Below are 24,646 nucleotides of genomic sequence, written 5' to 3'. Positions count from 1 at the left end.
AATGAGTCTTTGAACTCCATTAATGAGTCTTTGAACTCCATTAAAGAGTCTTTTAGCTCCATTAATGAGTATTAGAGCTTCATTTTTGTAGATTGCAAATTTTAGTAATTAGGTAACAGATTTAAGAAAGGTTTAAAATCTCACGCACAGCTTGTTCTACATTGCTTTGTTTGACTAAAGACTCTCCAATCAAAACCGCACGCGCACCAGCTTCAGCGACAAGAGATAAATCAGCAGGTGTATACAGTCCAGATTCGCTGACGACGGTGATATCCAAACTTTGTAATTGTTGTTGACGCTCTGCCAACAGTTGCTGGGTTGTTCCTAAATCAAGGCTAAAATCTGCTAAATTGCGATTGTTGATTCCTACTAAATGTAAGTTGTCAAGCTTTAGCACTCGATCCAGTTCAGCTAAAGTATGCACTTCTACCAGTGCATTCATGCCCAAATCGTGAATTACTTGCAAAAAAGTCTGGAGTTCTCGATCTGATAAAATGGCGGCAATCAACAAGACTGCATCTGCACCTGCTGTTCGTGCTAAATAAATTTGATAGCGATCGATGATGAACTCCTTGCACAGTAGCGGTAATGCTACTTGTAATCGCACACTCCGCAGATTCTCAAAGCTGCCCTGAAAGAACTTTTGGTCAGTCAGGACTGATAAACAAGCTGCACCGCCTCGTTCATAAGCTTGAGCAACAGCTACTGCATCAAAATCTGCGCGGATAATTCCCCGGCTAGGTGATGCTTTTTTTACCTCGGCAATTAAGCTCGGTTGGTTAGAATTTGACTGCAAAGCAGTCAAGAAATTTCGCACAGTCGGGGCTGCATTTAACTGTTGTCGCAAGGAGGCTAAAGGCAGTTCTTGCTGCATTTGTGCAACTTCTTGCTTTTTATGCGACACAATGTCTTCAAGAATATGGCGGGAAGTGACAACTTGATTAGTCATAAACAGCTAGGGGGAATGAGCAAATAATTAATTATTCTCGTATTCTCGTTTCTTCTCGTTCTCAGATGGAATCTGGGAACGAGGCAACTCTTGACTAATGACTAATGACTAATGACTCTTCAACCTGCGTATACGCACGCACGACATTTTTAATTATTTCCAAACCGACTTCTCCCGCTAAAGTCATGATTGATTCTGGATGAAACTGAACGGCGGCGATAGGAAGTGTTTGATGTTCAATGCCCATAATTACGTCGTCATCAGACATCGCTGTTACTTTGAGTTCTTTTGGCAAACGTTGCGGTAGGGCAAACAATGAGTGATATCTACCGACTGCAAAGGATTCGGGTAAGTTTTTGAAGGTGACAGAATTGGAATCGGTAACGAAAATCCGTGAAGATTTACCATGTTGAGGATAGTTGAGAACTCCCAATTCGCCATCAAAAGCTTCAACGATGCCTTGCAATCCCAGACAAACTCCGAAAATGGGAATTTGGCGATGCAGAAGGGCGCCGACAGTCTGTGAAACCCCAAAATCACTTGGTCTACCAGGCCCAGGAGATAAAACAACTAAGTCAGGGCGTTCTGTATCGAATAGCGATTCCGAGAAACCATGACGGAGTGTGGTAACACTTGCACCAGTTTGGCGAATGTAATTAGCTAGGGTATGAACAAATGAGTCTTCGTAGTCTATTAGTAAGATGCGTTTGCCAGTTGCCGCACTTGGGAATTTAGTTAACTTTAGAGAATTGGACTGATCAATTTTCTGACTCGTTTGCTTCACACGCCGAATCGTCTCAAATAAAGCAGCACCTTTAGTAATTGTTTCTTCTTCTTCTGCTTGGGGTATGGAGTCATAAAGGACAGTAGCACCAACTCGCACTTCGGCGATGCAATCTTTTAATCGGATTGTCCGCAGAATTAAGCCAGTATTTAAATTCCCATTGAAATTTAAATAGCCGACTGCTCCACCATACCAACGTCGGGCGCTCTTTTCGTGCTGTTCAATAAAATCTATTGCTGCCCTTTTGGGTGCGCCGGTGACTGTAACTGCCCATGTATGCGAAAGAAAGGCATCTAAAGCATCAAATTGCGATCGCAGTGTCCCTTCAACATGATCCACTGTATGAATTAAGTGGCTGTATAATTCAATCTGGCGACGACCAATCACTTGTACTGAACCAGGTTCGCAGATTCGGGATTTGTCATTGCGATCGACATCAGTACACATGGTCAACTCGGCTTCATCTTTTTTGGAGTTGAGTAACTGACGAATTTGCACCGCATCATCAAGAGCATCTTGTCCCCGGCTAATAGTGCCACTGATTGGACAAGTTTCAACCCGCCTACCTTCAACCCGCACAAACATTTCTGGAGATGCACCAATTAGATATTCACCACCTAAATTAAAAATAAATCCATAAGGACTGGGATTTATTTCTTTTAAGGTGTTAAATAGTTTGCTGGGTTGGTCTTCATAGCCTTCAAAAAAGTTTTGACTAGGAACAACTTCAAATAAATCGCCTCGGCGGAAATAATCGAGTGCAACCTCAACTTTTTTCGCATATTCGCCTACTTTATGATCAGCAGTTTGATGCGGTAGAAGATGTTTGCCACGATAATCTACAGACTCACCTGTTCTAGGAAGATTCTTCGTGCTGCCATGCGCTGTCTCAAAATCATATTCTAGACGAAATGCACGTTGCTGATAATAGTCAACAACAATCAATTCATCAGGCAGATAAAGCACTAAATCCCGTTGATCTGTAGGACGTTCCAGACGTTGGGTAATTGGTTCAAACTGAAAAACTAAGTCATAACCAAAAGCACCATACAAGCCTAAATGCTCATCTTCTTGACTAGAGAAAGTATAGAGAATTTCGCGGACAACTGTAAATGATGAAGGCTGTTTACTGCGTTCTTCCTCAGTAAATAATTCTTTTGAAGGTTTAATAAAGCCGACAATCTTGTTATTATCTTGGGTGACTTTCTCAAGTTGCTCTGACTGTGATAGTCGCTCTAACAAAAATGGTAAAAGTACTTGACCGCGTTCATTCAACGCTATCAAAGTAAAAGCATTTTCCTGTGTAGTCAATTCTAGCGGTGGATTGACAAATCCGATCGCCCATCTTTTGTATCTGCCTGGATATTCATAGCTACTCCTGAGCAAGCCTCCACGCTGAGAATTTAAACGGAACAGAATATCTTCGAGGGCAGTGTCCATCTTAACTTCAGTGATGGAGCGAGAAACACTTACACCACTAATGGTTTTGTAAGAACGGGAATCAAAAATCATGAGTAATTTCTCTGAAATAGTTATTAGTCAATTCTTAATAAGCAACCATTGGTTATTAGTAGTTATTTTTAAAGTAGTAGCAAACTTAGATAATCTGCTGTCAATCTAAGTCAACTTATTTTAATTCCTGTACTATTTCTAAAAAATGTCATAAAAAACCTTTTGCTTCTTATTTAAGAGTACTAGAAGTCAAGCAAATAATACATTGAATAATTTTTCGATTGCATGTCAATTTATTCGCTTTTTATACTGCTTTTCTAGTACATTTACCAACAACCTTATTTAAAAATCTCCGCCTCCCCCAAAAGTAGTAAATAATCTCATAAAACCTCAGCGTTCCTTTGCGCTTCCCTCAGCGTTCCTCTGCGTTTAAAAATTCCCCCTCACCTCCCGCAACAGCGAGATTGCTTGCTTATACAAAGACAAATTCACCTCATGAACCTCAATACTTTTTCCAATCCTTTGTAAGAGTGTCAAAGTCAACTCTCCCCCCAAATGTTCGCGAAATTCAATCAAACCCCAAAACAAACAATGAGGATCTTCCAATTGTGATAAATTCTTAGCCAGTTCTGGCACATACAACGTGAAACCCAACGCCGATAAAGTATTTAATATCCGTTGCCACTCCGAACAATCCAGCAGCCCTACCAAATAAGAATAGGTGCTATCCAAAGCAATACCGATCGCAACAGCTTCACCATGACGCAAGCGATAATTTGTCAAATGCTCCAGTTTATGAGCCGCCCAATGTCCAAAATCCAGGGGACGAGACGAACCCATTTCAAAAGGATCGCCGCTATTGGCAATATGTTCTAAATGCAGTTGGGCGCAACGATAGATAACCTGTTGCATAGTGTCCATATCTCGCCGCTTTAGGGCTGCGGTGTGAGAGTGGATAAAATCAAAAAAGCTAGCATCCTTAATCAGCGCCACTTTGACTGCTTCTGCGATTCCAGAACGCCAATCGCGATCGTCTAGAGTTGTCAAGAACGCAGAGTCATTTATAACTGCATAAGGTGGCGCAAATGTGCCGACAAAGTTCTTTTTACCAAAAGCGTTGATGCCGTTTTTTACGCCAACCCCAGAATCATTTTGTGCCAACACCGTTGTTGGCACCCGAATTAGGCGAATTCCCCGGTGAGCAGTTGCGGCTGCATATCCTACTAAATCCAACACCGCCCCGCCGCCGATCGCTAATATGTAAGAGTGGCGACATAATCCAGCAGCTTCAATTACTTGCTGGATTTGCTCTACTAAAGTGCAATCGTTTTTAGCAGCTTCTCCTCCCGAAATTATCATCGGTTCGGCTGCGATCGCTAGTACCTCCCCATAAAATTTGGTATACGCGACTAATTGCTTCACCAATTCAGGTTGATACTTTAATATTCCTGCGTCTACCACTGCAACTACTTTCTTCGGCTTAGTCTCCCCATCTGTTGCAATCACTTGCGCTAGCGTGGGATTTTTCAACTCAAACAAATTTTGGGTGAAGTAAACCTCGTAGTTGAAAGTAACCGAAACACGTTGATGAATTAATCTACTTTTTTGCTTGATGTCAACTATCATATTTTTTATTTATGTGTATCTTTGGTTGAAAATCTGGTTAGATAGCCGCTTTAACAGTTGTGTTTAAAGGCTGTATAAAAGTGTTGATTTTCTCTTCAAAAAAGCTTTGAGCCTTTTCAAATTCTTGAATTAATGCGTCTCTATCTTTCATCGCTACCAGTCTTGCCAAACTGCTGTAAGTATCAGCTAAAAAGCTAATTGCATCACACCTTTCTTCTGTAGCTAGCATAATATCCACACATAAGTGGGGGTTTTGGTAAAACAAACGTTTAACAATATCAATTTCTTGACGGTAGTTAGGAGTTGACATTGTTAAACTCTGCTCTATGTCAATTTTTGCTTCTGCTAAGAAAACACCAAGACTAAATCTACAGAAATGTTGGGTTGCTTGAATAATCACCATCATCCGATCGTGTTCTTCAGGCGTGCAAGCAACTAACTCGGCTCCTTGACTTTTAAAAAAGTCTAAAAACCATTGAAATGAATCATCGTTTCGACCTGGACACACTACTACTTTTTGTCCAAAAAACGATTTGATATTTGGCCCAAACATTGGATGTAAACCCATGACTGGGCCGGAATGGTGTTCGAGCATCGCCTGATTTGGCTGTGCTTTAATACTCGTGATGTCACACAAAGCGGTCGTTGGGGCGAGGTATTTAGCTGCACGCTTGATAACATCAACAGTATATTCAATAGGAACGCTGACTAATACTAATTCTGCCTGGCTTAACAGTTGATCTGCATATTCCCAATCATCATGTTCCAGAACGCTAACATTGTTACCTACTAGCGAAAGTTGCTCTTGAAATAATCTTCCCATCCTGCCGCATCCACCGACGATCGTAATTTTTCGGGGACTGAGATGATTTGTTGCAGATTTAGGAATTAGAGTAGTATAACAACTATTTACTACACCTGCCCAAACAGACTCAGGAATACCAGCTTGGGCGAGTAGGGGAGCGACATCAGCCAATTGTTGATCTAAAGAAGGTTGTTCTGATGCTGCTAATAATGATATGCGATCGCTCAATAAGGCAATCAACCTTTGGTCAGTTTTTTTCAGCCGATCTGAATAAGAGGATTTCAAAGGCATTTTTCCTATCCCCAATTTTCAAATATCAACAAGTGATTCTTTAGAATTCAATTCGGGCAAGATATCCAAAGTTGTTGCTTCTTTGGCAATCACATCAGAAAATAACTCTTCATACCGATCTAGCGCTTGCTCAAAGGAATAGTTTTCTACCGCAAACTTTCTCCCTTTGCGCCCTAATTGCGCTGCTAATTCCGGCTGATTATATAAATCCAATACCGCACTTGCCAAAGCATCTGCTGACTCTGGCTCAACGATAATGCCGCCACCGCTTTCTTTGATAGCTTTGGCAGCAGTCCCAGCGGCGGGAAGTGAACCGACAATTGGGCGACCACTAGCTAACAGCAGTGGTATTTTAGAAGGCATATTAAAGGAAATCACATTGCTCTTTTGCACAATCAACCCAACATCTGCGGCTGCTAACATTTGCGGTAGTTTTTCTCGCGGTTGCAATGGTAGCAGCAAAACGTTATCTGCACCACAAGCAAGACAATGTTTTTGTAACCTTTCGAGAGCTTGGGATTCACCTGCAATCACAAAGACAATATCATTAATATGACGCAACCGAGATGCTGCTTCTATTACTGTCTCCAAACCTTGCGTCAGAGCAATATTACCTGAATAAAGCACTACAAATTTATCATCAAGTTGATGGGTAGCTCTCCAGGAGCTATTCTCCTTCGGTAAAGGGCGGATAAAATTTAGATTTACCCAATTTGGAATGCAGGCAATTTTATTAGCCGGTACATCTTTATTTATTAAATTATCTACAAAGCCATCGGCAATTACGCTAATCGTATGTGCAGTTCGGTAGGCAAATTTCTCTAAAGCTTCCAGAGCTTGAATCATCAACTTATTTTTAATTAGCCCAACACGCACGGCAGCTTCCGGGAGAATATCTTGCACATTCAGCACTACCGGGCAATTGTATAGCCAAGCTATTAAGGTTGCAGGTAAGCAAACTAGTAGCGGCGGCACTGTTAAGAGAATTACATCAGGTCGCTCGCCCTTAAGAGCTTGTGGCAAACTCGTAAAAACAAAGCTCAACTCTAGCAGTAGCCTGTCTACAAGGTTAGGTTTGGACTTGATCCGTAGGTAACTACGCCCAATGGTAACACCATTTTTCTGTTCAGTAACGTATAACTTCCCTCGATACCCATCGTAAATCTGACGCTGAGGATAGTTTGGCATACCTGTGATTACCCGCACTTGATGCCCTCGCTTCACCAGCCCTTCTGCTAGTTCAGTCATCAAAGGTGCAATACCAATTGGCTCTGGATGATAATTGTATGAATAAATCAGAATTTGCATGAACTCTTAATATCCTAAAAGCACCTTGATAATGTTGGCTTTATTGTGTTATCTAGCTTTTATCTCCCTTGTTCGTAAAGTGGACATCGCCCACCCAGAAAGTTTCGTAGGGTGTGTTACCGCGAACCGTAACGCACCTAAATTATTGAGATAGTGCCTTAGCCAAGGGCATAACGCACCCTACGAAACTTTTTAATTACGAATTACGAATTACGAATTAGTAATTATTTAGCACTGTTTTTGTAATTCCTTCTCCAAACTGAAGACTGGCTTTTGTTGCCCACGTTTCCGCAATGTAACGGTAGCAGCCCCAAGTCCAAGCAATGCTAAACCCAATGCTGAACTAGGTTCCGGTACTTTCCTTGTGCCTTCTACGTTTAACACTTGGACGCGACCTTGGAAGAAATCGCCCACATAAAGCTTGCCATCTTTGAGGCTTGTACCACCCGTCCAGTTAAATCTGCCTGGTGTAAGGTCGAGGGGATTACCAAATGGGGGGTCAGTTAATCCTGGAGGCGGGACTAGATTGCCTGATGCATCTAGGGCTGGTTTACCGTAGGAAGTCAGAAACTTACCGTTTTTATCAAATACCTGAACGCGGCTGTTGATAGAATCAGCTACATAAACATTCTCTTGGTCGTCCACTTCGATGCCAATTGGCTGAAGAAGCTGTCCAGGTCCGCTACCTGCTGAACCAAATGTGTACAGAGGTTTACCATTTGGATCGAGTACCTGAACGCGGTTGTTATACTGGTCAGCTACAAAGATATTTCCACTAACTGGGGAAATTCTTGTACCAGCTACACCTTGGAATTCTCCAAGTGCAGTGCCAGTGGTGCCACCAATGACACCAATTTGCTTTCCGTCTGATGTGAATTTAAGAATTCTTTCGCCGTTAAAATCACCAACGTAAACGTTACCAGTTTTGTCAAATGTTACACCAGATGGCCCAAAGAAAAATCTACCTGGTATAAGAGGGGTAAATTCTCCATTTGCAAAGGATCTAATAAATTTACCTTGAGAATCGAATTGATTGATGCGGTTGTTGTAAACATCACCTGCATACAAATCCCCTGTTACGGGATTAAAGTCTACAGTTGTTGGCTCGTCAAACTGTCCGGGCCCTGTGCCGCCGGAGCCAATTGCTCCAATATACTGACCGCTTGGACTAAATTTTTCAATTTTGTCACCAAGGTTGTAGTTAGGAGTACCATCCGGGTTAACCCCGCGTCCGTTAGATATAAGGGTATTCCCTTGGCTATCCACCGCTATGCCTTGGGGGACAAACAGTTGCCCAGGACCGAAGCCAGGTTCGCCGATACTTCTGTCGAAAGTTAATGTTACAGCCTTGGCTTGGGGTGCTGTTGCCAACACCAAGAATCCAGTACCGAGAATGCCGATTGACAAATTTTTGACTAAACCCATGAGTTTGAAGTCCTAGTTGTATGAGTTATACTCTTTTCTAGACTAATTTTGTTCCCAGTCCCAGTTTGGGAACCCGGAAATTTGGGCTGCTGCCTCTTGTTTGAAATGCAACTTTCAGTGTGAGGCAACAGCCTATTCTGTAAGCATTCGCTGACAGAGCCAGTTAAGAGGAATCAGACAGTCTCTGCTTTGACTAGCAACTCTTCACCCAACTTTGCTGGACGTTTGCGCTTGGCGATCGCACCAGTTGCGCCTACACCAGCAAGTGCTAATAAGCCAACTATTGAACCAGGTTCGGGGATTGTTTGTGTAACGAGACCATCCACCCGAACAACTTCCCCTCGTCCTTTGCCAACACCCTGATTGGTAATATAAATCTTACCGTCAGGGCCAATAGCAATTCCATCAGCTGAATCTAGCCCTTGACCGGCTGCAACGAGTGTTGTGCGAGTGCCATCAGGAGCAACTTGGATAAGAGAACCGGGTAGGTCTGTGATGTCACCCCCTAACTGGGACTTGTCGCTGAATTGTAAAACCAGCAAATCGCCTTTCTTATCAAAGGTTAGGTCTGTGATGTGCGTAAACCCATCTAAAAAAACTTCTGGTTTCATATCTTTGCCAATGCGGAAAATCCGTGATTTACCTGCTGGATAAGGAAAACCCGTATATTCACCAACGTATAAAGCTCCATCGGGACCAATTGTGCCACCTGTGGGTACTGATTGAATTGCTGTTTTTCCTCCTGGAAGCTGCTCTAATAGCCCAGGAGGTAATTGTAATCCTGGTGGCAAGTCGGAGTTACTAATGACGTTTTTAGGAATTGCGATCGCCTCGGACTTACTTCCGTCAAGTTTAATTTTGTAAGCAGCGTTCCCACCCCCGTCAACCACATAAGCACTATCGCCATTAATAGTCAGATCATAGGGATTGGTAACCACATCCCCTTTGTCTGGATTTTTGGTGATTTCATACTTGGCAAAGTCAAAAATACTGTTGAGAGCTCCCGTCTTCAAGTCAACTTTGTACAGTTGTGCTAAAAGCGGGCTATTCAGTACTTTATCGGCTGTTGATGGCGGGAAACTACCAAGTTGATTTTGTGGGATCGGGGATTGAGTACCTAGTTTAAATGTTTCTAGATCACGGTTTCCTGGATAACCAGCATACCCAGTCAGAAGATAAGCATTCCCTTTAGAGTCGAATTGCACGTCTTCAATACCGGCCCCTTGATTGCCTGTAGGTTGTTCTGCTAGAGACTCAAAGTTATTAAGTAGACGCTGTTTGGTGCCGTCTGTTGAAACTTTGACGAGTGAACTAGTATTACCAGCACAGATAGGCTGAAACAGCGTACTCGGAGATGGTTGACAATTTCCGTTACCGCCGATACCTGGCTCTGCTACGTAGAGACTGCCGTCAGGGCCAAAGCTATCACCCCGTGCATTACTAATTCCATCGACAATAGTTGTTAATGTTGCAGCTTGTGCAGATGCTGTTCCACAGATAGCAGCAAAACAAAATGTAACAGACTTAAGAGCAAATGACTTGAGTTTCATACTTTGGAGATTGAGAGTTAAATTAAGTGGAAACTTTTATGGTTTTAAAGACAACGAATCGTAGTCTTTGATAAACGCAGGATTGGTTTGAAACTCTTTATTTGAGGGCCACGGCTCCATTTATGGAAGGTTTGGTAGCTCTCTTCTTGTGCAACCAACCAACGCCTAAGGCAGTGATCGCTAATACACCTAAAACAGAATCAGGTTCAGGGACAGATTTGCTATTTTCAATTTTGAGAACTTGTCCTTCTCCTGGGCGATCGCCTCGGTTTGTGACGTATACTGCACCATCAGCACCAATAGTCAGGGCGCTAGGCGACTCTAATCCATTGCCACTCAGAACAGTTGTGTGTGTGCCATCGGGAGCTATTTTGATTACAGAACCATTAAAATCACCCTTCCAAGCTGACTGATTGGCGTACTGCAAAGCATACAAATTGCCCGCAGAATCGAATTGCAAGTCTGTGAGTTGGGTAAAACCATCGGCGAAGACTGTTGGCTTACCATCAGCACCGACTCGATAGATTTTTGCACCACCTTCAGCGAAAGGAAACCCGGTAAATTGGCTGATGTAATAAGCGCCATCAGGGCCTTTTGCCACACTTGAAGGTACTGCTTGAGTTGCAAACTGCGATGGGCGAAGCCCCGCCTTCGGCGATCGCACCGCTTCACCTTGAGATGGAACCTGTGCCGGTTCATTGGATGGAATATCAGAAGGTGGAAAGACTGGATTCGTCAAGATGTCTTTAGGGAAGGTGGTAATAGCTTGCAAATTACTGCCACCAATGTTGACACTGAGTAAATCGTTTGCACCTGCATCAGCTGCAACTAACTTATTTCCATCTATGACAAAACCCAAGGGATTGCTATCGACATCACCACCATCGGGATTATTGGCGAGTTCATAGTTAGCTAAATCAGCAACACTCGTCCAGGAATTGGTTTTAAAGTCGGGAGCAATAATTTTACCGAGGTCAGTGTTACCCAAATTGCGATCGCGAAATGTTGGATTCGCCCCATACCCAATCAGAACATAAGGTTTACCCTTCGGATCGAATTGGATATCGCGAGGGCCACCGGCTCCAGTACCATCTGGTAATGCTATAGAAGGAAGTCCTGTAAGTATCCGCTCGGTTTTACCATTCTCAATTTTGGTAACTGCCCCACTTGTGCCATAGCATAAAGAATCGCCTTGACCGCTTGCTGGTGGAACACAAGCTCCACTTCCCCCGATTCCCGCCTCTGTAACATAGAGATCGCCATCAGGGCCAAAGCTCAGACCACCGGCATTATATAGACCGTCGGCGATTACTGAAAAGGATGCGGCTGACGCAGCTTTTATTCCCGAAAAAGCGGCAACACAAAAAGTGAGGATAGTAATAGTAAGTGGCTTGAGTTTCATGTGTTGCAATACAGGTAATCGTGGGGAATTGAGGGGTGAATTTTAAACGCAAAGAACGTTGAAGGAAGCGCAGAGTAACGCCGAGATTTTAGTAGTTGGTAACTAGTGATTCTGGAGTTTTTGGTAGATAGCTCATTCCTCGGTCAAATGATTTTAGGTTGCCTGCTTTGGCTTCGAGTAAACGTTTGATGTTCATGCTCTCAGCACCAAAGTCTTCAATTTGAAGTTTGCCGTGGCTAACTGTTCCATCTGTTTTCCAGAATGTAATTCGATGCAGGATGAAACCTGAAGCTTCGGGATCGGCGAAAGAGTATGCAGTTGGGATAAGTAAGGCTACAGAACGCTGATAATATTCGTAGTCTGGATAAAAGTGTTCTTGTTCAAGTAAGTAGTATTTACTCAGACTATGAACTCGCACAGACACTTTTACTTTTTGGTCATATTCATCTTTGAATTCACCTGAATCAGAGGTAATCTCACCATTTGGTCGCAGTAAATGCGCCCACTCATCTACGTTTTTTAAGTCTTTCAAGTATTCAATGCCGATTTCAATTGGGGCATCAACATAAATGGTATCTGTATCGATAAAGTGGCTTCCTTTAGCTGCTGCGGTCAGACCAGCTTTACGTTCTAAATTACCTTTAAGAGAACGACACTCGGAAGTGTGTACTGTGTGAATTCCCTGCATAATCATCTGAGTCTGCCGTTTGGGATCGACAAAGCTCAACCAGTGAAAATACACACCTTTTTCATCTGTTCCTGGCTCGATGTAGTCGGTGGGAAACAGCAAAACAGGGTAAACTTGAAAATATTTCTGATACTCTAATCCACAGTGCCACTCAATACCGTAGAAAAGTGGATTTTCTAGTTTTTTAACGTGATAGTAAAGATTTTTGTGATAACCGGATGCAGTTCCGAGCCAGGTATCTTCGTCAATTTGCTCTTTCATCCGGCTGTAAAGCGTCCATTCATCTAAATTCTTTAAACTACAAAGGTAGTCAAAGGCGCTCTCTGGTGAAGTCGCAATATATGCTGATGTAGCAAAGGTATTTTTTTCCATTGTTCACTCCTGAAGATAATAACAATTAGGCTGCGATCGCTTTAGTCTTGGTTCGCTTACTATTGTTGATCCGGTCTTCTGCTAATCGTCTAGCAGCATCGTTGGTAGTAACTCCCTGCTGTTTAGCAATATCAAAAATTGCTAATAAGGTGTCATAAATGTTATGCACTTGCTTGAAAGCTTTTTCTTCGTCATAACCAATCATTTCGTTATAAACATTAATTAGCCCTCCGGCATTAATTACATAATCAGGGCTGTAAAGAATCCCTTTTTTGGCAAGCATTTGACTATGTAATTGCTCATTGTCCAATTGATTATTAGCTGCACCAGCAATAATTTTTGCTTGCAGGAAAGGAATTGTATGACTATTAAGAATTCCTCCTAAAGCGCAAGGAGCAAAGATATCTACATCAAGTGAGTAAATTTCGGTTGGTTCTACAACAGTTGCGCCAAAAAGCCGTTTTACCTCTTCCGCTTTTGCTGGATCTACATCGCTCACAAAAAGCTGGACATCATGCTCATGTAAGTGCCTACAGAGATTTTTACCGACATTTCCTAAACCTTGAACTGCAACTTTCATGCCATCAAGTCTTTTACTCTGCCAACGAGATTCTACAGCAGCTTTAATTCCGAGAAAAACTCCTAGTGATGTTATCGGAGCAGGGCCACCAGACTTTTCTGATACTCCAACAACATATTTTGTTTCTTGACTAATTGTCCGCACATCGTCAGGAGTAATATTGACATCTTGTCCAGTAATAAAACGTCCATTTAGACTATTAACAAAACGTCCGTAAGCTCTCAACAGATCGTCTGTTTTATTTTCAGGATTAGCAATAATGACTGCTTTTCCCCCACCAGCCGGAATGTTCGCACAGGCTGCTTTATATGTCATTCCACGACTCAAACGAAGTGCATCTTTTAAAGCAGCTTCTTCGTTGACATAAGGCATAAGTCTTGTAGCTCCCATTGCTGGGCCCAAGCTCGTATCATGAATGGCAATTATTGCCTTAATTTCGGGATTTTTACCATGACAAAAGAGAACTTGTTCGTGACCCATTTCTCTAACAGTTTCAAATAGCAGCATTTTCACCTCTCGATATTGGTTGGAATTGTTTAGAGAAAGTAATGACCATTACGAAATGTAAAGATATAGACACAAAAACACTCTGGAATATTAAGATAAGATGAAGTTAGAAAAGAGTAATCTTCAAAAATAAAACATTCCAGCTTTGTGGGCGTAGTTGTTGCCTGGAATAAAGTTTTTGCCGCTTCTAAATTCATCTTTTATGTTTTGCTGAATGGACTAATCCAAACTGCGTTGTAAATTCCGCCTTTTTGGAGTGTTTTAGTGTCTATAAGAATTGAATGAGATTGCCAGCTTTTAAAATCAAATCATTGGAAATGAAACTTGCTTGGCTGCATTTTTCGCGGGAGTTGATTTAATTCCTTGGGCTGCCAAACTTTTATTACGTCCACCAGAAGGTGCTGGGCGATCGGCGTCAATCACTACATCAATTAAAAAGGGAACAGTTGATGCGATCGCTTGTTCTAATGCGGCTTCAATATCCGACTCTCTGACGACTACGATCGCTTCTGCTCCCATCCCACGAGCAATCATCGCAAAGTTTGTCGGTGGAATTGTTGCATCTGCACCCTTTAATCCCAAGATTTTCATCCCTTGATGGCACATGTTGTAACGCGCATCGTTGAGTACAATCCAGATTGCAGGAATTTTGTACTTCACGGCTGTGCTGATTTCGTTATTCATCAGCATTGCTCCATCACCAACAATCCCTACAGCCTTACCATTGTTTGCCAACGCTGCACCCAACACTCCTGTGACGGCGTGACCCATTGCGCCGACTCCAGTACTGACTCGGTAACGATTGGCTTCAGCAAATTGCAGGAAATGTGTTGACCAAGTAAACGAGTTACCGCACTCTGCCATGACTATCGCATCGCTACCTTCAACAATTATCTTTTGAATTGCTGCCATCAATACTTCTGGTCGCACTGGATAGTCTACGTCTGGAGCAGGTTCAATTACTTTGTGTTCTGGACGAGGTAGGGAGATTGTGGAATGAGGAGCATCTGGCAATTGCTGCAATAACTCTTGCACAAAAGCTTTGATATCAGAGCGAACCCCGAAAGTTTCAACGTGTGGATAGGCTACACCTGGCACTTCTGGGTCAATATCGACATGGACAAAGCCTGCTTTTGGAACTAGCGCCGAACTCCAAAAAGAAGTCGGTTCGCCAAGGCGGGTTCCTAATACGAGTGTGCGTAGTGGAGGTTGCTGTTCCATATAAGTTAAGACGGAAGCATGACCGCCTAAACCTGTAACACCCACAAACTGGGGATGATCTTCGGGGAAGATACCTTTACCACGGGGTGAACACATGACGGCTGCTCCGGTTTTCTCTGCGAGTTGGCGGATTTCGTCTGCTGCGTCACGCGCACCGAAACCAACCCAGATGGCAAAGGGGCCAGATGATAGTAACTCTACAGATTTAGCGATCGCTTTTTTTGAAGCAGTCATCGCAAACGGAGAAACATCTAGTTGGGGTAAGGCTATATTCTCAACTAAACTTGTTTGCACAGCCGTAGGAATACTCAAATGAGCAACAAATCCGCCTGGTTGCGCCATCGCTAAAGCCAGTTTACGAAAAATCTGCGGTAGTTGAGCCGCAGATTCAATCGTGATTGCATAGTTAAATAGCGCTCCTGAGGTAAAAATTCCCCCACTAGGTAAGGTGTAAGTGCTGGTTTCTTGAATTGCCCAGCGTCCACGCTGCGGTGCTGAGGTGCAAGCCGACAGTAAAATTACTTTGGCACCTTCCCCACGAGCCGCAAATAATCCGGTGAGGGCATTAGTGATCCCCGGCCCTGCTGTGGTAAAAACTACAGTGGGGCGATTATTCGCAAAGTATGCTTCGGTGGCGGCAAATGCTGCTCCGGCTTCATGGCGGAAGTTCAACACTTCTATGCTGCTATTGGATAGCGCACCCCAAAGGCTGGCCATCGCACCACCGGCGACACCAAAAGCGTAGCCTACTCCCAAATTTTCCAACATTTGAGCGATCGCATCGGCAACTGAGAGGGTTGGAGCTATTTCATCGTTTAAAAAAGGCTGAATTCCGTTGCTATTCTTTGATTCATCAAGCTTACGGGAGTCAGAGGTAGATTTTAAATCACTGATTGTTGGAAGTTCCTTGTATGGCTCAGTGGTGATGAGAGGATTTGAACCACTATAGTTTTGACTCATTGGTTTCAGGTAATTAGAGAAAGTTACACAAAGGCTTTTTAGTTTACAATCACAGCAATGGTAATTTTTAATACAAACAACTCTGTTGCCTTTACACCCATGACTTAGCTTGGTCGATTGTAGAAACGGTTAATCGCTGCTGATTGATGGTTGTGAGCACACTACCAAAAATTTTTGATAAAGATACAGCAATCAATCTAGGCTGTACTTGCTGTACTTCTTGTTACCAGAATAAAGGAGGTAAAGACTATTGTGCAATCAAAAATCTTTTGATAAAAAGTGTCAAATTTTTCGCTTCTACTGGGATGATTGCAGTGCTTAGTAGGTTGGCAGGGAAAAACTAAATCGTCTAAAAGTATGTAAACTAGCAACAAAGCTTAATTCAAGCACCTCTCATAATCTTTACAAAGCTTAACATAGCTAGTTTTAATAACACCGAGCTACTGACTAAAGCGCCTGGGGAGGTTGTTAACTTGCGATCTTTGTTGTGATTAAATCCTAATTTGCAATGAAAAATCTTTTGATCGGGGTGTCAATTCTTTCGCTTTTATCGTGATTGCGACATTTCCAACTTAGTCGCTCTGAAAAATTGATATTTGGCGATCGCTGCCAAGATAGATCGCTAAATTTACAATAGAAAATCTTTTGATCTGCTTGTCAATTCTTTTGCTTTAGAACTTACACAACTTTTTATCCGAATTAAAGCATAAAGCGATTTAGTGGTCTTATATTATTGCCACCAAAAACTCTTTAACTCAATTATTTGTAAGGATAAAGACATTATTTTTTAATTTTTTATATTTCTTTTGAGAGATGACAAAGTATTCAGTACGTAATTATTTTCTAGAATGTGTTTTATATAACATAAAATTCAATAATATATGCTTAGTATAAGATCAAGTCTTTGTTTTTTCATAAATAAACACTAAATTATACTAAAAAATGTGCGTATTATTACGAGCTAATTGTATTCCTTACGACAGATGACTAAGCATATTATTCTATAGTTAGATATCTGAGAGAGTAAGTTAAGATAAATTAAGTAAATAAGTTGAGCGGTGAAATTTGTTCATTTAAGCCAGACCCAATACTGCACATCACTTTTATGTTGAAAATCAAACGAATCTACACTAGTACAGCACGGCGTAAATCTAACTACTATCTCAATTAACCAGACAAATAGAGGCAATTCATGAATTGCCTCTACTCAAGCAACTGGTTAAAGGCAGGCAAACTTCCGCCACTGTGTACTACTAGTTCGCTAAAGTCCTTGGTGAGGGAAAAGTTAAAGGATAAAAACTTTAATTCTTTAATTTTTTCCCAGTCGAAACCCAGCAATTTTAGGTTGGTGAACCATTTAGTTAGTTCTGGTGCAGGACTAATTTAAATTTAAAATATTTTTTCTACTTATAGATTAAGAGTTAAAAACTCTTATCTAATAAGGTTTATTGACTAATCTGGATTTGATTTGTCTAAATTTTGTGCAGCCATAAAAAGCTGTTTAAGTCAATAGTAAATTCTTTTGGAAATTTAGTTTTTTTTATAATTATTTTGTTCAATAATTCACATTTATCTGGTATGATAAGTTTTGTTAAGATTAATAATAATATTTTTTAACAGCTTAACAGTGCACCAAAGATTTTAGTAAGTTATGACTATTAACTAATTAATGGCTATGGTGCTGATTGATTACCAGGAGGAAGTAGGAATATGAATTCTGGCGATTATACATTAGCTAGATCAAACAATCAGTGGGCGCTACAACCAGAAGTAGAGATGAAGTTTGCTGAGTTTTTAATAAATCAAACTGTAGATGCTGCCTTCTGTTTAGGAGCAAACGCGCAGTTTCTTTACGTCAACGATGCCACTTGCCTGATGACTGAGTATTCCCGTGAGGAATTACTTTCCATGAGGCTGCATGATATAGACGTAGATTTTTCTCTGCACAATTGGTCAGATATTAGCTTACAGGGTTCCCTTACCTTTAAATCTCGCTATCGGACAAAAGGAGGGCGGATATTTTTGGTAGAAATATCCATGAGCTATGTAAAACACCAAGATATGGAATTTGGCTGTGCTTTTGCTCGTGAGAAAACTGATGAAATAGTAGAATTAAGCGTGCAAAAGTGGACTGATGAATTAAAAGATGCTAAAGATAATTTGCAACAAGAAATTTTTCAAGTCAAGGCAAAAGAAGTAGAACTAGAAACATCTCTTTCTTTACTTCGTTCTACTCTTGAGTCTACTGCCATTGGTATTGTTGCAGTTAACTTTGAGGGGGATATTCTGAGCTTGAATCAGAAATTTGTGGATATGTGGCAGATTCCAGAGTCCCTAATTCTATCTAAGAAATGTCCTCAATGCAAAGCTTTTTTTGAGAACCAACTTAAAGATCCACAAACCTTTAGTCGGATGATTTGGGAAGTGTCTAGCCAATCTGATTTTGAGAGCTACGACATTCTAGAGTTAAAAGATGGAAGAGTTTTTGCACACTACTCTAAACCTCAGTTGTTGGGGGACAAAATTATTGGGAGAGTGTGGAGTATTTGGGACATTACTGAATCGAAACAAACTGAAGAAGCATTGCGGCTGAACGCAGCTAGATTTCGGACTTTAGCAGAAACCACAGATGCCAGCACTTTTCTGATTCAAGGTACGCGGCTTTGCTATGTAAATCCAGCAGTGGAGAAACTCACTGGCTACACAAACGAGGAACTGACAATAGGCTTTGAACTGCGACGACTGATTAAAAGCAAAAAACGTAGGCAGGTACGCAACCAGAGTGAAATAGGTAACTTTGAATACCAAGAGATAAATATTTTGACAAAAAACGGCACGGAGCGCTGGCTAGCTTGCGCGGTTGCCATGCTGAATGGAGTGCTGGATTTTGGCGGAAAGCCAGTTGAACTGATTGCAGGCATCGATATTACCGATTACAAATATGCAGAATTAGGTCTAAACCAGGCTTTAGAACAAGCAAAACAACTTAGCGAACTTAGAGCGCGTTTTCTTTCTATGGTCTGCCATCAATTTCGGACTCCGTTGAATATTGTTTCATTTTCTAATAGCTTACTCAAAGAAGAAGTAGACAAACGCACACAGAAGAAAATACAACCATTACTCGATCACATTCAAAAAGCTACCGAACAACTCAGCCACATGTTGGATGATATTTTGTTCTTCTCTAAGGCAGAATCAGCAAAAATAAACTGCGAACCTAAACCGCTTGAGTTAGTTCGGTTTTGTAATGATTTAGTTGCACAAATGCAGATGAGTTTTAGCCGAATTCCAATTAACTTTGTAAGTCAAGATGACTCTCTGACAGCTTGCATAGATAAAAAACTGTTAGAGCCTATTTTGAAGAATTTGCTCGACAATGCAATTAAGTATTCTACTTCCAATTTTGCAATTGAGTTGAAATTATATTGCAAAAATGAAAAATTAATTTTCCAGGTAAAAGATAAGGGGATCGGTATTTCAGCAGTAGATCAACAACGAATATTTGAGCCATTTTACCGTGGTGGTAATATCGATCATATACCTGGTACTGGACTAGGACTATCGATTCTTAAAACACTTGTAGATTTACATCACGGTCAAGTTTCTGTAGAAAGCCAAATTTGTGTGGGCACTACATTTACTGTGATATTGCCATTAATCCAATCAGAGTTTACCAGTACCGAGTTATGAGTGTTGAAATGAAGATAGTTGTTAATTGAAAACTTAACAATTATAATTTTTGAAACGAAGTAATTAATCTCATACCTACTTACCTCGACTTTATCCAAAATTAAGAACTCGGTTTTCTTTATCCGGCCAAAACCCTACTTTTTTGGCAAATACTTTTTCCACGTCACAGATTATCGATGAAGTTAAAAAAGTAAAACTAATCTCCCATAAAGGTTTCAGTTTAAGTGTTCGTGCAACGACTCCGCAGGAGTATCGCGTTGCGAAAAAAATGGATAAAGTCAAACTTACATACTCACCAAAGAGTCTTGTAAGCAGTTTCTACAAAAAGTGATGGTAATAAAAAATCATGTCCGAATCGTCAAATAAAATTCTCGTCATTGAAGATGATAACGTTACCCGCAATCTTTATTTAAAGGGTCTTGAAGCTAGAGGTTTTAATACGATAGGTGCTGACAACGGTTTTGCTGGTATCCAGCAAGCACAAAAGCATATACCCGACTTAGTGATTTGCGATATCACGATGCCCGATATGGATGGTTATAACGTTTTAACTACGCTACGCCAAGATCCGTTTACAGCAACAGCAATTATTCCTTTCATTTTTCTGACTGGCAGTACTACCAGAGCAGATGTTCGCAAAGCTATGGAATTAGGAGCAGACGACTATCTTACCAAACCCTCTACACTAGACGAATTGGTGAGTGTGATCGTTACTCGCTTAGAAAAGCAAGCTATTCTCAAATACTGGTACAATATTCAATGCAAGAAAACTGCAAAATCAGTATTTGCAGATAATACTACAGCGATCGCTGGAGGTGTTGCCGTAGATTTTGATGAAGAAGTCTACGATCGAGATCCTTCTAAGTCAATTTTTCCCTGCATTCCTCAATTAAAAGAAATTTTCGACTTTATCGAAGCCCATTACGATCAAGGAATTACTTTGTGTGATGTAGCTCTTGCTGTTGGTTACTCACCCGCTTATTTAACTAACCGAGTAGCAAAGCAGACAGGAGAGACTGTAAACTGCTGGATTGTCAAACGTCGGATGGCGGGAGCGCGTTTTTTACTGCAAAATAACGATCAGACAGTCGAGAAGATAGCAAAAGCATTGGGCTATCAGGATGTATCTCATTTCTCTCGCCAGTTTCGCCAACATCACGGTTTACCTCCCCAAGCTTGGCGCAAACAGCATCAGCTTGTATCGCAAAAACAGGTACAACTCTGCTAAAAGTGCTGAAAGCAGATTTGACTGTTGTGTTAGCAAAAAAGGAATCGTCGAAACAGGATTTACGATGCCTACGCATCTACCAAATATGGAAATAATAGGAAAAAGGGCTTCAGGCAGTATATCCATCCCCATTGTCCCTTATCATCAGAAGACTACCGAGTTACTCAATTCAAATAAATAGTTGTGTAAACTCATATATTAAATCCACCCTGCCTTTACGTAACATGGCTGGATCTAATCTTTCAGTAGTGTTGCAAGTCATCAAGACAACTAACCGTTGCTGCATCTGAATACCAGAGTCATCAATTACACTCTGATACAAAGTGCCATCTAGCAAACTTAGAATGTGCTCGGTTTTGTTATTGTATTGCGCTACCTCCGAAGCACGATTTTGTGCTAAATTATCAGCTTCGTTAATAACGATACAGATACGCTCTATGTAAGTGGGTGGGACAAAATTAGCGATCGCATCATGATCTAAAATAAAAATTACATACCCTAAAGGTACAAGAATTTCTTTTGCTACTGCTTGTGTCCACACTGTTTTACCAGTACCCGGTTCTCCATGTACAACAACCGCTAACTGGTTTTGATTCAAAATCGCTTGCTGTACAGAATCAGTAAAATTTTGGATATCTGCGGGAAATGTCCGAATGGGAAATTGACTATGAACTTTGCCTACACGACTTTGATATCCACTCAGCATTACTGCTAAGTCGTAAGTCGCTTTGTTAATTAGTGGCGCGAGATTTTTCGCCATTAAACTATATTGTCGTCGCCCGCGATCGTAGGGATCGATTTGCAACCAAATGTCATACTTAGACCAGTAAGCATAAACAGTATTAATAACGTCTAAGCGTTCCCAGCTGACAAATCTATCTATAGGAAAATAAAAATCTCTTTCTGAGTGATACTGGGTAATAATATCAGGATTACCCAACACACCTAAAACTCGCAGTACAGTAATTTCTTGCAGTCGATTCAGAACATAATCAATGGGAATGCTACTACGACTGACAAATTGGACAATAGGCGTTTCCGTACTCAAAACATCTTTGTAGCGATGATCTGGTGATTGAGGATCTGGCGTGATGTAATTCCAAAATTTTTCAACTTCGTAGCGAGTATTATCAGATACAACACTTAATAAATTCGCCCACCAAGCATAATTATTACGTCCTAAAACATCAGCAACATTACTCGCTAAATTAAAACTTTTTTGAGTTAATTCGCGGGAGTCACTGTACAACAGTTGCCACAAAAACCCCCAGTCTAATTCTCGGTTAAACGGTCGCCAGCCACAAGCAAGTAAGCTTTGCCGAGTATTATTTGTAGGAGTGCCTTCATTGCTTCTAAAATAGTCAAAATCCATATTTATCAGTTATGCAGCGTTAATTCAGTTATTTTGTGTTAAGTAGGAAGTTTTGAAAAAATTTTCTCGTAATATCAACTAATTGTGTACAAATGGCAATTTTATTTCTACTGTACTGGCGAGGAAGTCTTTTTAATCTAACTCATTACCTTTGTAATATACTGTATTACAAAATAACTACTTATGTCAACTTTTTTGACAAACCAATTGGTAAGTGGCTGTTTACTTTTAGCGATTGATGCACCTGCACGACTTATCCGTCTGTAGATGAAGACTTACAGCAGATTTCTAGTTGATGAAGTACACAAGCTAGTTTGAACGTACAAAGCTTGTTTTACTTCTGTTAGTTCAGCGGGGCATAGCCCATTCTGACCGGAGGCGGAGCGTCTCCGGCTCCGCTCCTGAATTCTGACTCTTGAATTCTGCTGTATATCATGTCCGTGGATATTTTTCAGAAGGTTTTATTTGCTGTTTACCTAGCCAGTCTCGAAAGCTGGAATGATAGAGACTGTAATGGGTTTCAGAGGCGATTGGTTTTTGCTGTAAGAACTCTAGCCAATTTTCTAACACTTCTTCAACTTCATACTCATCAGTATCAATGATTTGTGCGATGCCTGCGGCGGGCTGCATCAACGCTTCCACTGATATTGCTTTTTGCTGCTGTATTAAAACATTTAACACATCTGTCCTATGCTCCGTCTTTTGTTCGGATGGAAACATTTTGTGTAAATGCTGCTGATAATATGCTTCTAAACCAGGCGGGAGTTGATTGTACTGGAAAGGTATCAAGTAGAAATTTTCTGCGATCGCACTTATTACCTGACTGAGATACATAAAATTATTTTCGCTCAAAGTGGTGAGGCGATCGCAGAATTCTTGCTCACCAATCTGGTGAGTACTCAGCCAAGATTTAAGATCCCCTTTAACCTCCATTAACAATGGGGAAATATTGCCCCCCTTTTCAAGGGGGGTTGGGGGGATCTCTTGAAGGGTTAGGTAATTTTGAATATATGCTTGGATATCTTGCCAATTTTGTTCTGGATAATCTGCTAAATCAAGACTTTGCGACGGCGTTTCAATTAATAAACCCGACTTCTCTCGCAAAAAAGGTCTACGAGTGAGGAGGAAATAGACCCCATCCGGGAGATAGCGGGGGAGATAAAACAGATTTGTACCAGGTGGTTGGCTGTTACGGTCAATGCAATTCAACCCATCAATGGCAATTATCAGTTTTTGATCGGGTTCTAACTCATCACTAATTTGCTGGAGAAGACTAGAGAAAAACCAACTTCCCTCTGTGGCGTTATCAGTCAGAGAGGTGTAATTAAGTGAGTATTGATTAATGAGTTGTGTGCAAATATTTATGAGAAATTCGTCAGCATGATTTTTACCTTCAAGTTCGGCATTGTAATAAATAACTTGAGGATTGTTTGTCACATATTTGGCAAGGATGGCACTTTTACCGCTACCGGGTGCGCCAATAATGGTGAAGTAACCCTGGTTATGGCGGTGGAGAAAGTTGTTAATAGCCGTGAAGACAAATTCACGACCGACAAAGTTTTGGCTTTTTTCTTGAATGATTTGCCCAAACTCCGTTGGATGTCCTCTGGAATTGATTGCAGTGGGTGATTTGGGTGGTGAGTTCATAATTTTGGAGAATAATTAAAAGATGAGGCAACAGTGGAGGTGGCGATGTCTGTACAATTGCTAAGACGGAAATTCACAGTTGAGCAATATCATAAGATGGTTGAGTCGGGGATTCTCACAGAAGATGACCGAGTGGAATTGATTCGGGGAGAGATTTTTGAGATGTCGCCGATTGGGACAAAACACGCTGCTTGTGTAAATCGACTAGTTAATCTGTTGGTGCAGCTGTTGGGTAAAGGCGTTATACTTGCTGCTCAAAATCCGATCGCGTTGAACAATAACTCAGAACCTCAGCCAGATGTCGCATTACTTAAACCCTGTGATGATTTTTACGCCACTGCACACCCCCAACCCCAGGATATTTTTTTACTAATTGAAGTATCTGATTCGACTGTGATGTATGACCGGGAAGAGAAAATTCCTTTATATGCAGAAGCAAACATAATTGAAGTTTGGTTAGTAGATATTAACGAGCAAATTGTAGAAGTTTATCAACAACCAACAGCCGCAAGATATCAGCTTATGCAAAAGTTCGCTAGCGGTCAAACTTTATCAATTCAAGTCTTCCCTAATGTAAACATTACCGTCAATGAAATCTTTGGCAGATAAAATTATTTCTCCCTTCATTCCTCTCTCATCTCTTGAAGACGCAAAAAATGCACCCTACCTAATTGTTCGCCTGCCACAATTGTCATGCCGTCTGGTGCAACTGCACAGCAATCAATGGAACTGTCCCCTGTGAAGGTGGCAATCACCTCCCCTGTTGCCAGATTCCAGACTTTGAGGGTG

At 41.2% G+C, this 24,646-nt stretch carries 16 protein-coding genes; 3 read left to right on the top strand and 13 right to left on the bottom strand.

Annotated elements, in window-relative coordinates; translation table 11 throughout:
• Window positions 1-121: 121 nt before the first annotated feature.
• The 11 genes from trpC to scyA all read right to left on the bottom strand — a co-directional run bounded on the left by trpC (window position 122) and on the right by scyA (window position 15,920).
• Window positions 122-949 (bottom strand): indole-3-glycerol phosphate synthase TrpC, encoded by an 828-nt coding sequence (trpC, locus tag ACFE93_RS18465; RefSeq protein WP_375474945.1) that lies wholly within the window; start codon window positions 947-949, stop codon window positions 122-124.
• 94 nt (window positions 950-1,043) lie between these two features.
• The gene (locus ACFE93_RS18460; RefSeq protein ID WP_375474943.1) at window positions 1,044-3,245 is read right to left on the bottom strand and encodes an anthranilate synthase; all 2,202 of its coding nucleotides are present in this window, start codon (window positions 3,243-3,245) and stop codon (window positions 1,044-1,046) included.
• A 369-nt stretch (window positions 3,246-3,614) separates the two neighbouring features.
• Window positions 3,615-4,811, bottom strand: coding sequence for a 3-dehydroquinate synthase (locus ACFE93_RS18455; protein WP_375474941.1), 1,197 nt, complete (start codon window positions 4,809-4,811; stop codon window positions 3,615-3,617).
• A gap of 37 nt (window positions 4,812-4,848) precedes the next feature.
• Window positions 4,849-5,907, bottom strand: coding sequence for a bifunctional chorismate mutase/prephenate dehydrogenase (tyrA, locus tag ACFE93_RS18450; protein WP_375474939.1), 1,059 nt, complete (start codon window positions 5,905-5,907; stop codon window positions 4,849-4,851).
• 18 nt (window positions 5,908-5,925) lie between these two features.
• On the bottom strand, window positions 5,926-7,215 hold the full coding sequence (locus ACFE93_RS18445) for a glycosyltransferase family 4 protein (protein ID WP_375474937.1): 1,290 nt from the start codon (window positions 7,213-7,215) through the stop codon (window positions 5,926-5,928).
• A gap of 228 nt (window positions 7,216-7,443) precedes the next feature.
• The gene (gene scyF, locus ACFE93_RS18440; protein WP_375474935.1) at window positions 7,444-8,640 is read right to left on the bottom strand and encodes a scytonemin biosynthesis PEP-CTERM protein ScyF; all 1,197 of its coding nucleotides are present in this window, start codon (window positions 8,638-8,640) and stop codon (window positions 7,444-7,446) included.
• Between the two features lie 173 nt (window positions 8,641-8,813).
• Window positions 8,814-10,190, bottom strand: a complete 1,377-nt coding sequence (locus ACFE93_RS18435; protein WP_375474933.1) for a ScyD/ScyE family protein — start codon at window positions 10,188-10,190, stop codon at window positions 8,814-8,816.
• A 97-nt stretch (window positions 10,191-10,287) separates the two neighbouring features.
• Window positions 10,288-11,592, bottom strand: coding sequence for a ScyD/ScyE family protein (locus ACFE93_RS18430; protein WP_375474931.1), 1,305 nt, complete (start codon window positions 11,590-11,592; stop codon window positions 10,288-10,290).
• Between the two features lie 88 nt (window positions 11,593-11,680).
• Window positions 11,681-12,652 carry a scytonemin biosynthesis cyclase/decarboxylase ScyC gene (scyC, locus tag ACFE93_RS18425; RefSeq protein WP_375474929.1) on the bottom strand — a complete coding sequence of 324 codons (972 nt, stop codon included), beginning with the start codon at window positions 12,650-12,652 and terminating at the stop codon, window positions 11,681-11,683.
• A 25-nt stretch (window positions 12,653-12,677) separates the two neighbouring features.
• Window positions 12,678-13,739, bottom strand: coding sequence for a tryptophan dehydrogenase ScyB (gene scyB / locus ACFE93_RS18420; protein WP_375474927.1), 1,062 nt, complete (start codon window positions 13,737-13,739; stop codon window positions 12,678-12,680).
• Window positions 13,740-14,042: 303 nt separating this feature from the next.
• Complete coding sequence (scyA, locus tag ACFE93_RS18415) at window positions 14,043-15,920, bottom strand: scytonemin biosynthesis protein ScyA (RefSeq protein WP_375474925.1); 1,878 nt, start codon at window positions 15,918-15,920, stop codon at window positions 14,043-14,045.
• A gap of 1,710 nt (window positions 15,921-17,630) precedes the next feature.
• Here scyA and ACFE93_RS18410 point away from each other — a divergent pair.
• Both ACFE93_RS18410 and ACFE93_RS18405 read left to right on the top strand, forming a co-directional pair.
• Window positions 17,631-19,610, top strand: a complete 1,980-nt coding sequence (locus ACFE93_RS18410; protein ID WP_375474923.1) for a scytonemin biosynthesis sensor histidine kinase — start codon at window positions 17,631-17,633, stop codon at window positions 19,608-19,610.
• 346 nt (window positions 19,611-19,956) lie between these two features.
• Window positions 19,957-20,838 carry a response regulator gene (locus ACFE93_RS18405; protein ID WP_375474921.1) on the top strand — a complete coding sequence of 294 codons (882 nt, stop codon included), beginning with the start codon at window positions 19,957-19,959 and terminating at the stop codon, window positions 20,836-20,838.
• A 169-nt stretch (window positions 20,839-21,007) separates the two neighbouring features.
• Here ACFE93_RS18405 and ACFE93_RS18400 read toward each other — a convergent pair whose 3' ends face one another.
• A complete protein-coding gene (locus ACFE93_RS18400) occupies window positions 21,008-22,210 on the bottom strand; it encodes an AAA family ATPase (protein ID WP_375474919.1) in 1,203 nt (400 codons plus the stop codon).
• A gap of 432 nt (window positions 22,211-22,642) precedes the next feature.
• Window positions 22,643-23,857 carry an ATP-binding protein gene (locus ACFE93_RS18395; protein ID WP_375474917.1) on the bottom strand — a complete coding sequence of 405 codons (1,215 nt, stop codon included), beginning with the start codon at window positions 23,855-23,857 and terminating at the stop codon, window positions 22,643-22,645.
• Window positions 23,858-23,902: 45 nt separating this feature from the next.
• Between ACFE93_RS18395 and ACFE93_RS18390 the strand changes: the two genes are divergently transcribed.
• Window positions 23,903-24,466, top strand: a complete 564-nt coding sequence (locus tag ACFE93_RS18390) for a Uma2 family endonuclease (RefSeq protein WP_375474915.1) — start codon at window positions 23,903-23,905, stop codon at window positions 24,464-24,466.
• Window positions 24,467-24,646: the final 180 nt, after the last annotated feature.

It is taken from the genome of uncultured Nostoc sp., assembly GCF_964247315.1.
Classification (GTDB): Bacteria; Cyanobacteriota; Cyanobacteriia; order Cyanobacteriales; family Nostocaceae; genus Nostoc.
Note: the sequence above shows the minus strand (reverse complement) of the source record. Positions and strands in the feature narration are given on the sequence as shown.

Bases quoted from the DNA above. Each gene is read 5' to 3' on its own strand.
- trpC (WP_375474945.1), bottom strand. From the start codon at position 949: ATGACTAATCAAGTTGTCACTTCCCGCCATATTCTTGAAGACATTGTG.
- ACFE93_RS18460 (WP_375474943.1), bottom strand. From the start codon at position 3,245: ATGATTTTTGATTCCCGTTCTTACAAAACCATTAGTGGTGTAAGTGTT.
- ACFE93_RS18455 (WP_375474941.1), bottom strand. From the start codon at position 4,811: ATGATAGTTGACATCAAGCAAAAAAGTAGATTAATTCATCAACGTGTT.
- tyrA (WP_375474939.1), bottom strand. From the start codon at position 5,907: ATGCCTTTGAAATCCTCTTATTCAGATCGGCTGAAAAAAACTGACCAA.
- ACFE93_RS18445 (WP_375474937.1), bottom strand. From the start codon at position 7,215: ATGCAAATTCTGATTTATTCATACAATTATCATCCAGAGCCAATTGGT.
- scyF (WP_375474935.1), bottom strand. From the start codon at position 8,640: ATGGGTTTAGTCAAAAATTTGTCAATCGGCATTCTCGGTACTGGATTC.
- ACFE93_RS18435 (WP_375474933.1), bottom strand. From the start codon at position 10,190: ATGAAACTCAAGTCATTTGCTCTTAAGTCTGTTACATTTTGTTTTGCT.
- ACFE93_RS18430 (WP_375474931.1), bottom strand. From the start codon at position 11,592: ATGAAACTCAAGCCACTTACTATTACTATCCTCACTTTTTGTGTTGCC.
- scyC (WP_375474929.1), bottom strand. From the start codon at position 12,652: ATGGAAAAAAATACCTTTGCTACATCAGCATATATTGCGACTTCACCA.
- scyB (WP_375474927.1), bottom strand. From the start codon at position 13,739: ATGCTGCTATTTGAAACTGTTAGAGAAATGGGTCACGAACAAGTTCTC.
- scyA (WP_375474925.1), bottom strand. From the start codon at position 15,920: ATGAGTCAAAACTATAGTGGTTCAAATCCTCTCATCACCACTGAGCCA.
- ACFE93_RS18410 (WP_375474923.1), top strand. From the start codon at position 17,631: ATGAATTCTGGCGATTATACATTAGCTAGATCAAACAATCAGTGGGCG.
- ACFE93_RS18405 (WP_375474921.1), top strand. From the start codon at position 19,957: ATGTCCGAATCGTCAAATAAAATTCTCGTCATTGAAGATGATAACGTT.
- ACFE93_RS18400 (WP_375474919.1), bottom strand. From the start codon at position 22,210: ATGGATTTTGACTATTTTAGAAGCAATGAAGGCACTCCTACAAATAAT.
- ACFE93_RS18395 (WP_375474917.1), bottom strand. From the start codon at position 23,857: ATGAACTCACCACCCAAATCACCCACTGCAATCAATTCCAGAGGACAT.
- ACFE93_RS18390 (WP_375474915.1), top strand. From the start codon at position 23,903: ATGTCTGTACAATTGCTAAGACGGAAATTCACAGTTGAGCAATATCAT.